The organism is Actinotignum vesiculae, from assembly GCF_051267215.1.
Taxonomy (GTDB): domain Bacteria; phylum Actinomycetota; class Actinomycetes; order Actinomycetales; family Actinomycetaceae; genus Actinotignum; species Actinotignum schaalii.
Genome location: NZ_JBOZGG010000013.1, coordinates 1 through 14385, shown reverse-complemented (window position 1 = coordinate 14385; position 14385 = coordinate 1). Strand labels below are relative to the sequence as shown.

Below are 14385 nucleotides of genomic sequence, written 5' to 3'. Positions count from 1 at the left end.
GGGCGGTAAAATTGAGGAAAAGCCGAAAGGATGAACGTGACTCGAGCCGCCACACCCCACCACCCCGCGCTCGCGTGGGAACCCGACCTCCTCGGCGCCGGTTACGAACGCCTCACCCTTCCTCTTCCCGACGACGACGAAGGTGCCGTCATCGCCACCCTTATCCGCGCACTGCCACCCGCGGGCGCGCCTACCCCGAGCTTCGCTTTCCTCGCCATTCACGGCTGGAATGACATGTTCTACCAGTGGGCCCTTGCCGAAGCGATCACAGCTGCCGGCGGGTCTTTCTACGCAATCGATCTGCGTAAATATGGCCGCTCCTGGGATCCACAGCGGCAAAGCTACGGCTACACGGATAGCATGCGGGTGTATTTTGCCGATATTGATGCCGCCCTGGCCGCCATGCGAACCGACCTTCCCGCTCGCTTCGGCCCCGCCGCAGCCCAGCTCCCCACCATGCTGTACGGGCATTCCACCGGTGGCCTCACCGCCACCCTCTACGCCGGGTCACGCCGCGGGAAAAACCTGGCTGGCCTGGTGCTTAATTCCCCGTGGTTGGATTTGCAGGTGGGTGCGGCCGGGAGCGCCGTCGTCGTACCTGTGGCGGAGCTGGCGGCGCGTACCGCACCAAAAAAACCGTTGCCTGTACACGACCCGGGCTTTTACGGGATGGTGCTCGACGCGTGGCGCCCGGAGGGAATGACGCGGGTGCCCGGGGCGCCGGAGGGCACCACCGATCCGTTTTGGACCACCGGGTGGATGCCGGCCTGGGATATGCGCCCGGATCCGGCGCCGATTCGGGGCGGCTGGCTGCACGCGGTTATTCGGGCGCAGCGCTACGTGGCGCGGAATGTGCGGCTGCGGCTGCCGGTGCTCATGCTCACCGCGGCGCGCAGCATGGTGGCCACGGCGTGGAGCGAGGAACTGCGCGGGGCCGATACGGTTTTGGACGTTGAGCAGATGTGGGCGCGCGCCGCGGAAATTGCCACCGATGTGCATATCCTGAAATTGGACCACGCCGTGCATGACGTGCTGCTCTCCCGCGCGCCGGTGCGCGAGGCCGGATTCGCGGAGATTCGCGAGTTCTGCCAGCGGCAGGTGCGGAGGGAGCAGCGAGCGTGGCGGGCGCGCTCAAGGCAATAAACGCGGCTAAGGCAGCAAAAACAGCAAGGCAGCGAAAGTAACATAAGAAAAGGGGAGGCTCCCGGAAAATCCGGGGCCTCCCCTTTTCGCTTGCGCTAGGTGCTGCTAGTTGTTAGCGGCGGACGATGGGGGTATCAACACCATCCCCGTCCCAGTCACCAACCAGCATCTGGTCACCAGACCGGCCATAATGCAAGGTGATATCAGCGTTCCCGCTCTTGAGCGAGTTCGCCACAAACACCTGGTTACCGCGCCGGACCGCGAAGGTATCCTTACCATCGCCATCCCAATCACCAACGAAGATCTGGTCACCGGCCTTGCCGTAGGAGAAGGACGTTTCAGCCTTACCGCCCGTGAGAGTGTTATTCACGAAGAACACATTCCCACGCTGGACCGCGAAGCTGGACTTGCCATCCCCGTCGAAATCACCGGAGAGCAACACGTCGGCCTCGCGCCCGAAGCTGAATACCTGGTCGGCATCCCCCGAGCGGATCGAGTTGAGGACGAATACCTGGTTGCCGCGGCGTACCGCGAAGGTATCCTTACCGTCGCCATCCCAGTCACCAACCACGATGGTGTCATCGGCGCGCCCGAAGGAAATCACTTCATCGGCCACTCCACCGGTGAGGCTGTTCTGAATGAAGATCTGGTTACCGCGACGCACTGCCAGGGTATCCACACCGTCACCATCCCAGTCACCGATCAACACCTGATCAGCGGCGCGCCCGTAGGAGAAGACCGTTTGGGCAACCGTGGAGACCCAGTCGTTGGACAGGTAGAACACGTTTCCGGTATCACCCGGCTTGCCCGGTTCGGGCGCCGGCGTACCAGGCGTACCCGGCGTCGGGTTCGGCACAGGCGTCGGGTTCGGCACAGGCGTCGGGTTCGGCGCCGGCTGGCCCGGCGTCGGATCCGGAGTACCCGGCGTGCCCGGCTCACCCGGAGTGGGAGACGGCGCCGGAGCGCTCTCCTGAGTCACCGTAACCTTAACGGTCTTGGTCACGGCAGCCCCGGCAGCATCGGTGGCAATAAGGGTCACCGTATTCTCGCCCGCGTTGAGCACCGTGCCCGATGCCAGGGTGAGAGAGGTATCGCCCGCGGCCCCAGCTGCGCCGTCGTCCTTCACCGTGTACTTGGCGAGTACCTCGGCGGCCAGGGCCTGCCGGTCAAGAGCGCCGGCGGGTGCCGTGAGTTCCACGGTGTCCGGGCCCTCGATCACGGGCAGGCTGTCCTTCGTGAAGGAGATGGACTGCGCGGTGGAATTACCGGCCAGGTCGGTGCCTTCCACCGTAAGGGTGTAGGTACCGGCCGCCAGCTCCGCGGTTTCCACGGTGTAATTGAGAGCGGGCGCGGCCTCATCGGTGGTATCGCCAGCTGCGGCGTCGTCGGCCACCGGAGCATCGGCCTCAGCCATCAGTCCAGCCGCATCCTTCACGCCCGCAACCACGCGGGCGGCGTCGTCCTTATCCGCCACGCCGTTCGCATCGGTCTTGACGGCCTTCGCGGCATCCGCACCGTTCGCACCGGCATCGTCTCCGCCACCGAAGTAGGTCTTGACGTCCACGAGGCTGTCCTCAACGGTCTGGCCGAGCAGGCCCGCATCGGTGCTCTGCTCGCTGAGCACGTTCCCGTTGAGGAGAACGCGCGCGGCCTTGAGGTTGGGGTCGGTCACGCTGGTGGCAATGGCAGCGCCGTCGCGAATAACCGCGCCGTCCGTGCCGTTGATGCTCACCGCCGGGCCTTCCTTATCCACCACCACGGGGATGGTGTTGAGAAGGGTATTGCCCATGCTGTCGCCGAATTGCACGAGGACCGTATCGCCGTCCGCAACCGGGAATGCCTGGTTGAAGCTGCGGGTATTGGTCTTGGTGCCGCCCACGGTGTGGTCGATAATGCTGCGCACCACCGAACCGTTGATCTTGAGTTCGTAGCCCCACGCATCATCGGAGGCGGTACCCGCGAAGGTGACCTCATCCGAATTCGCGTAGAGCACGCCGTTGTACAGGGTCGGTTCCGTGAAGGACACCTTGGGGTACCCGGTATCCCAGAACACGCGCAGGATGCTATCCATGCGGACCTTGCCCTCGGTATCGGTCACCTTCATGTGGAAGGCGTTAATACCGGTGGTCACCGGCACCGCGGTTTCGAAGGTGCCATCGGCCTGCACGCTCACATTAATCGGGTCCGGAACCACGTAGGCGCCGGCCTCGTTCACGGTCACGCGCGGCTGGAGCACAAAGGCGGACACGCCCTGCGCCTTACCGCGCAGCACCAGCTTGCCCTCCGCCGTGGTTTCCGCGGTGGACATATCCGGTAGGCACGTGGTGCCGAAGCACTGCACATTCGTGAAGGTGGGTGCTTGGTACGACGACGTATCTTCCGCCACGACCTCCCGGCCTTCGTAGGTAACCGTTTCGGTGGTGGTATTTCCACCATCGGAGGCCACCACGGTGGCGCTGACGGCGTCAGCTTCCGGGGTGAAGGTAGTGGTGAATCCACCGCTGGCATCCACCGTGACATCCTTGCCATTCACCTTGACGGTGAGGGTGGCGCCGGGGCGCTCATCGCGCACATTACCGGTGATCGTGACCGAACCATCCTCGGCCACCGGCTGCTTGCCGCCGGCATTGAGGGAGGTAATCGCCACGCTCGGGGCCACCGTATCGTAGGTGACGGTCAGCACCGTGCGGGTGATTTCGCGGCCGTTATCACCGTAGGCAACCACGGGGATCTCCTGGGTACCCGCGGTGAGCGGGACCAGGGCGGCGAAGAATCCGCCGCCGAGCTCCGCATCCGTACCGGCCACGGTGACGCGGGCCACCGCATCGGAGGCCAGGCCGAAGACGGTCAGCTTGCCGTCCTTGACGAGGCGATGATTCGGGGTGAAGACCTGGGTGTTGTAGGTGTTCAGGCTCGGGATCTCGATGGCGTTCGCGCCCAGCACCTTGGTAACCATGGTGTTATTCATGCCCTGGTCGGCCACGGTAACAATCACGTAGGAAACGCCCTCGGGGAGCACCACTTCGAAGGAAGAATCGGAATTCTTGGTGACCGGCTTGATCTGGGTACCCTTATCCGTTTCCACCATCGGCGAGGAGAAAATCCCCGATCCGGTTTCGGTCACGGTGAAGGGCAGGATCTTCTGGCCGTCACGTTCGAAGGGTTCACCCACGGAAACTTCGGGGGCCACGGTATCCACACCGAAGGGCATATCGAGGGTCTGCCAGTCGAAGCGATCACCCAGGCGCGCCTTGACGCGGTAGGTGTAGCGCCCGTCCGGAATCGCCTTGAAGCTCGCGCTGGCCGCATCCCACACCGTGCCATCGAAAGCGTGGGCTCGGTAAGCCTGCGCAATATTCTTCGTGCCCAGGGCAGTACCGGCGATCTGGCGGGAAAGTTCCTGTTCCTCACCCACGCGCGTCACGAGCTTGCCGGCCGCATCGTAGATTTCGAACTGAGCTTCTTCCGCGTTACGCAGCTGCGTGAGATTCGGGACAACCGTATCAACGTTATTGTCCTTATTCGGCGAGAGCCAGAATTCCCCGAAGATATTGTTCTTCATGGGCAGGGTCATCCCGAAGATCGTGGTGGTCAGCTGGGAAGTGGAGGTATTTCCCTCACCCCAGGTCTGGCCCGGAGCCACGAAAATGGGTTCGGCGTTCCAGTCCCCAGCGAAGCCCAGGTAGGGCACCTTAATATCCGGGGTTTCCTGAACGCCCTCGAGCACCGCCCAGCCTTCCACGAAGTGGTTACCCTTGCTCGGGGTGAGCGTGAAGGTGACCTGGGTGGTTTCCCCGGGCGCCACGGTGAGGACCTTGCGGTCCGCCGTCAGCGTTTCCTTGGAAATGAAGGTGGAGGTGGTGTCGTTCGCGTTATTCGTTTCGTTCACGACTTCCTGGCGCGGAATCGCGTAGGCCGCTTCCTTATCGCCGTGGTTGGTGAGGGTCACGGTGAAGGACACCGGCCCGTTCACCTGGCCCAGGGCCACCGAATTGGCACCGTCCACGCGGGCGTGCACCTGGGAAGCCAGGGCGTGATCCACGCGCACCAAACCGGCGCCGATCTGGCGCGGGGCGTAAGGAACGCCGTCGTGCCGCGGAATTTCCGCGGTGTTCATGAGCAGCGTTTCCGCCAGGCTGAGGCGATCCGCCCGGGACATCTCCGGGAAGCGCTCACCGAGCACCTGGAGCACGCTGGCCATGGAGCCGGCCACGTTCGGGGCGGCCATGGAGGTACCGGACATCGAGCCGTAAGTATTCGAATTCAGCGTGGAGTAGACGTTACCGCCCACACCCGAAATATTCGGCTTGAAGTCCAGGTTGGAGGTCGGGCCCCAGGAGGTGAAGTTGGAGGGCGCGCCGGCCGTAGCCGAGGGCGTGGTCCGGGCTTCATCCGTGAGGGCGATGGTGACGGGAGTCTTAGCTTCGATCGCTTTCACGAGGCGCAGCGCATCGGAGCGGAACATCACGCCACCGGGGAAGGTGTATTCGTCAATACCGCCCATGGAGATCATGGAATCCCCGCCGGCTTCGTGGTTGTAAATAATCACACCGGCCGCGCCGGCTTTTTGTGCGTTTCCGAACTTTTCCCCGAAGGTGATGCCGCCGCGCTCAATAAGCACGTATTTACCTGCGGTATTTTCCGGGAATTCTTCCGGCTTACCGGTGCCGGCGGCTACCGCTTCGCGGGCCACATTATCCGGCTTACCGGTGGCAAGTTCGTAGAAAATATCTTCGGCTACGCCGTTCACGGTCACGCGGGCGACCGAGCGGGTTTCGAAATTATTATCAATCGAGGCAACCGAAAGCGTGGCATCGTGAGCCGAGGGCGAGCCAATAACGCCGTCGTCCCATTTACCGAACATATCGTCTTCCCCGCCGCTCGGAGAGAAATTGAGCCCGGAGTTACCGGCGGAAATCACCGGGAGCACGCCCTTGGCGCGCGCTTCTTCAATGGCCAGGCCCGCACCGTTGGAGTATCCGAAGCCGTTATCGGAGCCCAGCGAGAGGTTAATAACGTCGGCGCCCAGCTTCACGGAATCTTCAATGGCGGCAATAATATCGCCGTCGGCCGCGCCGCGTGAACGGGCCGGGTCATTGGAGAAGACCTTCATCGCCAGCAACTGGGCATTGGGGGCCATGCCTTCCACCCGCCCGGTGCTCGCGAAGGTTTGGCCCTCATCCAGGCCGTTTGCCGCGGCAATACCGGCCACGTGCATGCCGTGCATGGACGAGGTGGTATCGATGATCTCGAAATTATCGTCGGCGTAGTTGTAGCCGTTGGGAACCTTACACGTGAAGGCGGGGTTCGCAGCGGTGTTAATATTCTTAATCTTCGCGGTATCGCAATTGTCGATCCGCATATCGCGGTGGCTCGGGTCGATACCCGTATCCACAATCGCAATAACCATGCCGGTGCCATCCGCGCCGGCATCCGCCAAGGCCGCGGGCGCGCCCTGCATATCACGCGAGGCATCTTCGAGGGGCACATTCTCCTGCGGCTGGGCTGCGAGGGCACCCTGGACGAGGGCCTTCGTGGCACCCGCACTCTGAGCGACGGCGCGAGAAATATCCGCCGCACGCTCGGTAGCGGCAACGTTGGTCGTCTGATAGACACGTTCACGCTTGACCGAGGCCACCGCGGCTTCCGCTTCCAGCGCCGCCATCTTGTCCGCCGGCATCGTCGCGGCGAAACCGTTGACGAGGTAGCCGAACTGGCGCTCAAGCTGCAGACCGTACTTCTCCGACCACTGGGCCACCAGGTCTTCCTGGGTGGCCAAGCTCTGCGCCTCACCAGCATCGCTGCCCAGGCGCGACTGGTCCTTGAGGAGCACGATAACCCGCACCCGCTCGGTGGAGCCCTGCAGATCCTGGAAAGCAGCCAGCTCGGGGTTATCGGGAGAGAAGAGACCGGCGAAAGCGCCGGCGGGATTCGACGGCGCAGGCTGATCCGCAGCGAGCGCCGGAGTAGTGAGTACGCTTAAGGCGAGCGCAGCCGTGACGGATAATCCGCCCAGGCGGCGCCAGTTAAAACCTGTCACACCTTCTCCTAACTTCGTGACGGGAGGGATCCCGTCGGGGAATCCGGTGATGTCATTCCTGCACGGCGGCCAGGGTTCGGGCAGAGTTGGGACGACGGCGCACACGGCGCAGCCTCCCCACCCCGCCGCGCATATCTACCAACCAGTGGAGAAGTTATGCACCCCTCCCGCTCAGCCTCTCACCCTTGAGCGATAGACCGGCAGTGCGTGACGCGTGGGAATACCGGATGCGGGCTATCATCGCAAAGAATGGTGCGCATCGGTCCAGAGCGTCCACAACGTGAACACTTCCGTTAGGCCATTGATATTTATGCGCTTAAAATTCGGGGCGCGGAGGCGGGCACGGTAGCACAGCGCAGAGCGGGCCGCGCGGAAGATCCCACGCGGCCCACCGCGCGCTCACGGCGCACCCGGTTACTGACGCGGCTGCCGAATCAGCGGCCAGGGATCCAGGGTTTCCAAGGCCGCCACAATAGAGAGCAACAGCTGTTCTTCCCCGAAGCGGGTGGCACCCACATGCACCCCGAAGGGTAGCTCCGTGCCATCGACGTCCGCGCGGTGGATCGGGATGGCTACCGCGGCCGGCCCGAACATATTCCAGGAGCTGGTCCACGGGCTCACAATGCACTGGCGCCGGAAATCTTCAGCCGGATCATCCGGGCAGCACACCCAGGCCGGATCGGCCGGCGGGGTGCCGAGCGCCGGGCTCACAATCACGTCATAATCCGCGAAGGCCTCCCCCATGCGCCGAGCAATGGCGTACATTCCCTGCAAGCCATCCATGAGCTGCGGCGCGGATGCTTCCCGCCCGCGAGCGCGCAGCCACTGGCTCATCGGGGTGAGGAGTTCCTCGCGTTCGGGCGGGAGCGGAATGGCGGCAGCACCCGCCTGCCAGATCGGCATAAAGGATTGCCAGGCTTCCGGCCCGAAGGGCCGCGCGATCTGCTCCACCCGCGCACCCATAGCACGGAAATCTTCCGCGGCCCGCGCCACCGCGTCCAGGCAGGCGGGGTGAATCTCAGTATCAACATTGAGCGGTTCGGTGAGCACCCCCACCCGCAGGTCGGCCAGGGCCAGGGCGCGGCTGCGCGATTGCGGCCCGCACCCGAATTCCGCATCCAGGGTGGCCAGGTAGTCTCCCGCTCCCGGGTAGGGGCTCCAATCCCCGGGCCGGCGCCGCGCAATAATATCCAGCCCGGCCGCCAAATCGCGGGCGGTACGAGCCAGCACCCCGGCGGTGGCCAGCCCGCTATCGGAGAAGAAGGAGGACCCGGGTCCGGGCAAGACCAGCCCGCGACTGGGTTTGATGCCGAGTACCCCGCAGTGCGCGGCGGGAATGCGGACCGAGCCGCCGCCGTCGTTCCCGTGCGCGATGGGGACCACGCCGGCCGCAACCGCCGCGGCCGCTCCCCCGGAGGATCCGCCGGCGCTGCGGGCCAGGTCCCAGGGGGTGCGCGCGGGAGTGAGGCCGGCCGGTTCGGTGTAGCCGACGAATCCGAATTCCGGGGTGGTGGTTTTTCCGATGGTCACGGTGCCGGCGTCCAGGATGGACTGGGCGACCCCGCCGGTGGTGGTGGCGATATTTCCGCGCATGGCCCGCGAGCCGTATTCGGTGGGCAGGCCGGCCACGTCGTCGAGGTCTTTGATGGGGAAAGGCACCCCGGTGAGCGGCCCGCCCCTACCCTCTTTCAGTTGCGCGGCGGCGGCGTGGGCCTGCCGCAGCGAGAATTCTTCCGCGATATGCGTGAATGCCCCCACCGCGGCGCCGCGGCTGCGGGCCCGTTCCAGCACCCGTTCGGTATGCGCGACGGGGTCCAGGCGGCCGGTGCGCATGCGCCGCGCCAGCTGCACGGCAGAAAGATCCAGGGGGTCCACGTTCTCCTCAAGAAATGCCATGCTCACAGTGTACGTGAGATAGGGCACGTTTGCCGCGAGCGATAGCATATTAAGTTTCGGAGCAATTCTCTTCGCGTTCCGCGTGCCGCTATTCGGTTTCCGTGCCGGCACGGGCGGCCCAGGGGCCGTGTTTCGCCCGTTCCACGGCTTCTTCGCGCGCCGCGGCGGTGGGGATGGCCAAGTTTTCCATCAGCTCGGCTATGTGCGTGGCGGCATTTTTTTCACGACGACGCCGCAAACTGGCGGCGGTGGCGGCAATCTCCTCCGTGGATAAGTTCTGGGACAGCTTGGCCTTGCCAATAATCTCCGTAACTTTAATATCCACGCCCACGATGGCGCGCAGCATGCGGCGCAGCTGGTCAGGCCGCGCGTGGGTATCGGGGCGCCAGGTGCCGCCGTGGTGGGCAATTTCGTGGGCATCTACTAATTCTCGCAGGGTGGGGATGAGCCAGGCGGGATCCTCGTGGATAGTGAGCTCACCACGCAGGTGCACGGTGAGGTAATTCCAGGTGGGAACCCGGGCCAGCGGGGCATCTGCCGGGCCAGGTGGCATATCAGAGGGTGATATATAGGTATTTGGCCCGGTGACCACCATGAGGCAGGGCCCGCTATCGCCCGCTTGGGGATTAATACGTGCCATATGGCTGTGGAGGTGGAGAGTACCGGCGTCGTCGTACTTAATATTAAAAGGAAGGAGGGTGGCGTCCAGGCCGCGCGGGCCGGCCGTTATTAATTCTCCCACGCCGATTTGGGCAGCTAGTTCCACCGCGCGTTCCGGTTCCAACGCAAAACGACTCGCCACGTACATGACAGCCAGTGTAATGCGCGCGGCTACGGCGTGCGCATGACCTCCACCGGGTCACGGTAGGCCGCGAAAATTGCCGGGGGAATGCAGGCGAGCAGCGCTACGAGCACCGCGAGCACCCCCACCGCCACCGAGAAATCGAGGGCGACCGGGTTGCCGCTCAGCTGGCAATAACTCCAGGCCGCGGCGATGCCCAGCGCGGTGCCGCCCACGGCCGGGTAGGCAATACGGGCGATCACCAAGGCCACGAGTCCGCCGCGGGTAATGCCGAGGGTGCGGCGCCGGCCCAGGTCGCGGCGGCGGATAAGCACGTCGGCCAGCACCACCGCGGCGATGAAGAGCGCCCCCACCCCGAGAATGAGGATGAGGAGGGCACGGCCCATGCCCGCAACCTGCCCGGTCACGGCCACGCCCTGTTTCGCCTGGCTGACGGAGCTGCGGATAATGAGTTTGGCGGGGTCGAAATCCCCGATGGCCGCGAGGGCAACATCGGTGACCGCAGCAATATTTTCGGCGTCGTTAGCCAGCGCGGTCACCCGCACGTAGGCGCCCGAGCCGCCCCCGGCCAGGAGGTAATTATCGAGGTCCTCGAATCCTCCGCTGGGGGTGAAGGAGCCGACCACGGCCCACTGCCGCCCACCGCGCGATTCCACGTACCCGCTGGGGAAGGCCAGGCGCAGCTGCGGCAGCATGGCTTCGGGCACGATGGCTTCTCCCGGGCCGGGATAACGCCCGGCTGTTAATGTAATTATTTTGGAGATGTCTCCGCCGGTTTCCACCAGGGCGAACAGTTGGGAGGCCGGACCGAGCGGCCCATTGACCACGTCCACCGTGCTCCGGTATCCCACTACCCCAGCCACCCCGGAGGTGCCGTGCAGGGTTTCCAGGAAAGCTTCGGGGAGCAACCCGGCGTTTTGTTGATCGATAAGGGTGAGCTGGCGGGCTTGCGGGCCGGTGAGCTGGCGGTGCAGCTCGGCTTCGGTGGCGGCCTGGCGGCCCACCGTCACTAAGGATGCCGCGCACATCACCCCGAGCACCAGGGCCACCAGGATGGTGGTGACCAGGGCCCCGCGCGCATTTTTCGCGCCTTCGCGTAGCAGAACAGCGAATTTCATAGCCGCACCACCTCATCTGCCGCATTGACCACCGTGGGATCGTGGGTGGCAATAATGACACTGCATCCGGATTCCGCTGCTTCGCGTAGGGCGCCGAGCACGAGGTTGGCATTATCCGGGTCGAGGTTTCCGGTTGGTTCGTCGGCCAAGATGAAGGTGGGGGAATTGACGAGGGCGCGGCAGACCGCCACGCGCTGGGCCTGCCCGCCGGAGATTTGCCCGGGCCGGTGGTCGGCGCGGTGCTCCAGGCCCAGGCCGGCCAGGAGTTCGCGGGCGCGGGTGCGGGTGGCTGCCAGCGAATGGCCCGCGTAAAGCCCGGGTTCCATTACGGAATCGAGGACGGGCCGGGTGGGGTCAAGTTCGGAATCTTGGAAAACGAAGCCGATGCGGCGGGCGCGCAGGCGCGAGCGTTCCCGGTCGGTGAGCTCGCTGGCTGCGGCGCCGTCGATAAGTACCTGCCCGGAGCTGGGCGTGAGCGTGAGCCCGAGGAGGTAGAGCAGGGTGGATTTGCCACGCCCCGAGGCCCCGGTCACCGCGGTAATGGCGGCCGGGGCGAAAACGTGGGTGAGGCCGTCGAAGAGCTCTTCGGCGCCTTTCCGGTAGCGGAAGCGCAGCTCACGGGTGGCGATGCCGGGCGCGTCCATTACTTCGTACTTTCCGGGCTCGGGGTGGCTTCGGTTTCTGCATCTGCGCTGGGGTCGGTTTCCGAGCCTTCGCTGGTGTCCGTGCCCGAATCTTCGTTGGCCTCGGTTCCTGCGCCTTCGCGGGAACCGGTATCAGCGCCGGAATCGCCGGGCGCTCCGGATCCGCTAGGCGCGCCGGATCCTCCAGACGTGCCGGATCCGCCAGGTGCACCTGATCCACCCGGGGCGCCGGCCTTCTTCGCGTCGGCCAACGCATATACGCTTTCTCCGGCCCGCACGCCCTCAACTACCGCCAGGCCGCCGGCCACGGTCTGAACCGTGACAGTGCGGGGCGCGGCCTCCCCCACGACCCTCACGCTCACAGTCCCATCCGGCATCGTAGACAGCGCGGAGACCGGCACAGTAGGCCCGGTCACCGCGGGCACAATCTCAATATCGGTAAGGAGATAGGCTTTTTGGCTGGCCGGCAATTCCCCGCACCGAGTGCCGCACAGCAAACCGCCATCTTCCGCGGTAACAGGGACCTTGACCTGGCCCCCTCCTGTTTCCTCCGGCTCACCGGTAATACCGATGAGGGGCTGTTCACCCAGCTTCACGCGAATACCCATTCCCGGCTGAATCATAGCCTGCTGTTCGCGCGTGATTTCCATATAAAAACTGGGCGTTCCGGACACCGAGTTAATAATATTTTCACTTCCGTTCAGCGCCGCACCGGGCCATGCAATACTGCGGTCCAGGGTGAGCGCAGCTGGTAGTTGCGGCACTGCCACAAGTTCTCCCAGGCCGACGACGCCGCTCTGTTCCTGCCCGCGCGCTTTTTGCCACGCTTTCGTTGCCGCGGTGGTGGCGGGGCCAAATTTCCCATCTGCCACGGTGCGTGAGTAGCCAAGGGCAGCGAGGAGCCGCTGGTATTGGGAGACATCCTCGCCTTCGGTTCCTTCGGCGAGGGGCCGCCAGAAGGGAGTGGAACCTTCTGCCGCGATTACCTCGGTATTTCCGACGGTGTAGAGCGTGTCGCCGGCGTGGAATTCTCCGTCCGCGGCAACGGAGGTGATGGTGCCGTTGAGCTGGTTCACGGCAACTGGTTGTGCCGCGCGTTCTACCGTGGTGGAGAGTGTGAGGGTGCGGCCAATATTTTGCTCGGTTACGGTGACGGTCATTGTCTCCGCTCCCGTTTGGGTGATCCGCTCCGGGGGTTTCAGGGTGGTGCGGCCCGCCCAGAATGCCAGTGCCGCCACGAGGAGGAGTGTTATCACACCTGCGAGGATCTGAGTTATTTTCTTGTTCATGGCAGCACGCCTTTCGTGGTAGCCACGCGGTTACACGTGAATGGTAAACATCATGGGGTTATTTTATGCCATAGAGCTCTGTGGCAGGAGGGTCACTGGGGCAAACTTTCCACACTTCCAGGGGGATCTGGAATTCAAGAGATCCCCCATTATTAGGCCACCAACGATGCTCCGGATCGGTATGAAATCTGGTAACGTACGTTTCTCGGGCAGGACGTTTGGAGATATCAACCTTATAACCATGCGCATCGAGGCAGGGAATATAGTATTCATCCCAGTAGTCCCAGACCACCCGCAATTGATCTTCCGACCAGTCGGTAAGAAATTCCGGATTGAGGAAATACATCGCATAACATTCGTAACTAGCCAAGTTATATGCCTGCTCTTGCGATTCAGGAATACTCCCATCGGAAGCTATACCACCTTTGGGATTGACATGAAATGCAAAACCCTTGCTAGTCATGCATTCAGCCTGCTTAATATCCTCTTCCTCCGGTGATTCTAACCATTCAACCAAAGGAATATCAGGAGGGTCCTCAATTCCCCAGTAGTCCGCGTGCCGTTTCAACCACCGTTCTCGGAAGGCAAGCTTCTCCTCCTCGGTCGTGTAGCGGGGCGAGATCTTGATCTTCGCTTTCCAGGTATTCGGATCCCACTCAGATGCCGAAGCCACAGCCACTTCGCTTCCGGTTTCGCCGGCGCGCCCGGAATCTGAACCCCGCTCGCGCAACCGCCCACCGCCACCAGTAGGACACTCAGGACGCATACAATTCTGTTTCTCATTTCTTAGACCTCATTCCAATCCGTAAAACTGAGAAGCAGGAGGAGTCCTCGGACAGGTTTTCCATACCTCAAGAGGAATCTGGAATAAGAGCGCTCCGTCATTACTGGGGAACCATCGATTTTCGGCATCGGTGTAGAATGTCGCGACGTATGTTTCTCGGGCAGGCCGCTCAGAAGTATCGACGGTGAACCCGTGAGCCGCCAAGCAGGGAATGTAGTACTCGTCCCAGTAATCCCATATCACTCGCAATTGATCTTCCGACCAGTCAGTAAGAAATTCCGGATTGAGGAAATACATCGCATAACATTCGTAACTAGCCAAGTTATATGCCGCCTCTTGCGATTCTGGAATACTCCCATTGGAAGCAACCCCACCTTTGGGATTGACATGGGATCCAAACCCCTTGCTGGTCAAACACTCAGCCATTTTGATATCCGACTGCTCCATTGATTCTTGCCACTCCACGAGCGGAACATCCGGCGGATCCTCAATTTCCAAAAACTCCGCATCACGTTTCAACCATCGTTCACGGAAGGCAAGCTTCTCCTCCTCGATGGTGTAGCGGGGCGAGATCTTGATCTTCGCTTTCCAAGAGAGTGTCTAATGGTTTGTGTGTGAGGGTGAAAACCACCTAGGAGATAAACCAGAATGACTACCGTGAAACAAGAC

Annotated in this window: 9 protein-coding genes; 1 reads left to right on the top strand and 8 read right to left on the bottom strand. The window is 63.0% G+C overall.

All coding sequences use genetic code 11. The features are described 5' to 3' along the window. The first annotated feature begins 30 nt into the window (after positions 1-30). Entirely contained in the window at positions 31-1143 is a 1113-nt protein-coding gene (locus tag ACRQHG_RS07355) for an alpha/beta fold hydrolase (protein WP_435713048.1), read from the top strand. A gap of 112 nt (positions 1144-1255) precedes the next feature. Here the strand turns inward: ACRQHG_RS07355 and ACRQHG_RS07350 are convergent, their stop codons facing one another. From ACRQHG_RS07350 to ACRQHG_RS07315, 8 genes are all read right to left on the bottom strand, one after another. Continuing rightward, complete coding sequence (locus ACRQHG_RS07350) at positions 1256-7183, bottom strand: S8 family serine peptidase (protein WP_435719864.1); 5928 nt, start codon at positions 7181-7183, stop codon at positions 1256-1258. Between the two features lie 414 nt (positions 7184-7597). Further along, positions 7598-9079 carry an amidase gene (locus tag ACRQHG_RS07345; RefSeq protein ID WP_435719863.1) on the bottom strand — a complete coding sequence of 494 codons (1482 nt, stop codon included), beginning with the start codon at positions 9077-9079 and terminating at the stop codon, positions 7598-7600. An 88-nt stretch (positions 9080-9167) separates the two neighbouring features. Beyond that, positions 9168-9887, bottom strand: coding sequence for an FMN-binding negative transcriptional regulator (locus ACRQHG_RS07340; protein ID WP_435719862.1), 720 nt, complete (start codon positions 9885-9887; stop codon positions 9168-9170). A gap of 23 nt (positions 9888-9910) precedes the next feature. Next, complete coding sequence (locus tag ACRQHG_RS07335) at positions 9911-10999, bottom strand: FtsX-like permease family protein (protein WP_435719861.1); 1089 nt, start codon at positions 10997-10999, stop codon at positions 9911-9913. Beyond that, entirely contained in the window at positions 10996-11643 is a 648-nt protein-coding gene (locus tag ACRQHG_RS07330) for an ABC transporter ATP-binding protein (RefSeq protein ID WP_016441826.1), read from the bottom strand. The genes ACRQHG_RS07335 and ACRQHG_RS07330 overlap by 4 nt, the downstream gene beginning before the upstream one ends. Then, positions 11643-12932 (bottom strand): peptidoglycan-binding protein, encoded by a 1290-nt coding sequence (locus ACRQHG_RS07325; protein ID WP_435719860.1) that lies wholly within the window; start codon positions 12930-12932, stop codon positions 11643-11645. The genes ACRQHG_RS07330 and ACRQHG_RS07325 overlap by 1 nt, the downstream gene beginning before the upstream one ends. A 58-nt stretch (positions 12933-12990) precedes the next feature. After that, the gene (locus ACRQHG_RS07320) at positions 12991-13698 is read right to left on the bottom strand and encodes a hypothetical protein (RefSeq protein WP_435719859.1); all 708 of its coding nucleotides are present in this window, start codon (positions 13696-13698) and stop codon (positions 12991-12993) included. Positions 13699-13725: 27 nt separating this feature from the next. Then, positions 13726-14214, bottom strand: coding sequence for a hypothetical protein (locus ACRQHG_RS07315; protein ID WP_435719858.1), 489 nt, complete (start codon positions 14212-14214; stop codon positions 13726-13728). Positions 14215-14385: the final 171 nt, after the last annotated feature.

What these genes read in the sequence shown, in the direction of transcription:
- ACRQHG_RS07345 (WP_435719863.1), bottom strand. Translation starts at nt 9,079, where the DNA reads ATGGCATTTCTTGAGGAGAACGTGGACCCCCTGGATCTTTCTGCCGTG.
- ACRQHG_RS07335 (WP_435719861.1), bottom strand. Translation starts at nt 10,999, where the DNA reads ATGAAATTCGCTGTTCTGCTACGCGAAGGCGCGAAAAATGCGCGCGGG.
- ACRQHG_RS07320 (WP_435719859.1), bottom strand. Translation starts at nt 13,698, where the DNA reads ATGCGTCCTGAGTGTCCTACTGGTGGCGGTGGGCGGTTGCGCGAGCGG.
- ACRQHG_RS07355 (WP_435713048.1), top strand. Translation starts at nt 31, where the DNA reads ATGAACGTGACTCGAGCCGCCACACCCCACCACCCCGCGCTCGCGTGG.
- ACRQHG_RS07325 (WP_435719860.1), bottom strand. Translation starts at nt 12,932, where the DNA reads ATGAACAAGAAAATAACTCAGATCCTCGCAGGTGTGATAACACTCCTC.
- ACRQHG_RS07330 (WP_016441826.1), bottom strand. Translation starts at nt 11,643, where the DNA reads ATGGACGCGCCCGGCATCGCCACCCGTGAGCTGCGCTTCCGCTACCGG.
- ACRQHG_RS07340 (WP_435719862.1), bottom strand. Translation starts at nt 9,887, where the DNA reads ATGTACGTGGCGAGTCGTTTTGCGTTGGAACCGGAACGCGCGGTGGAA.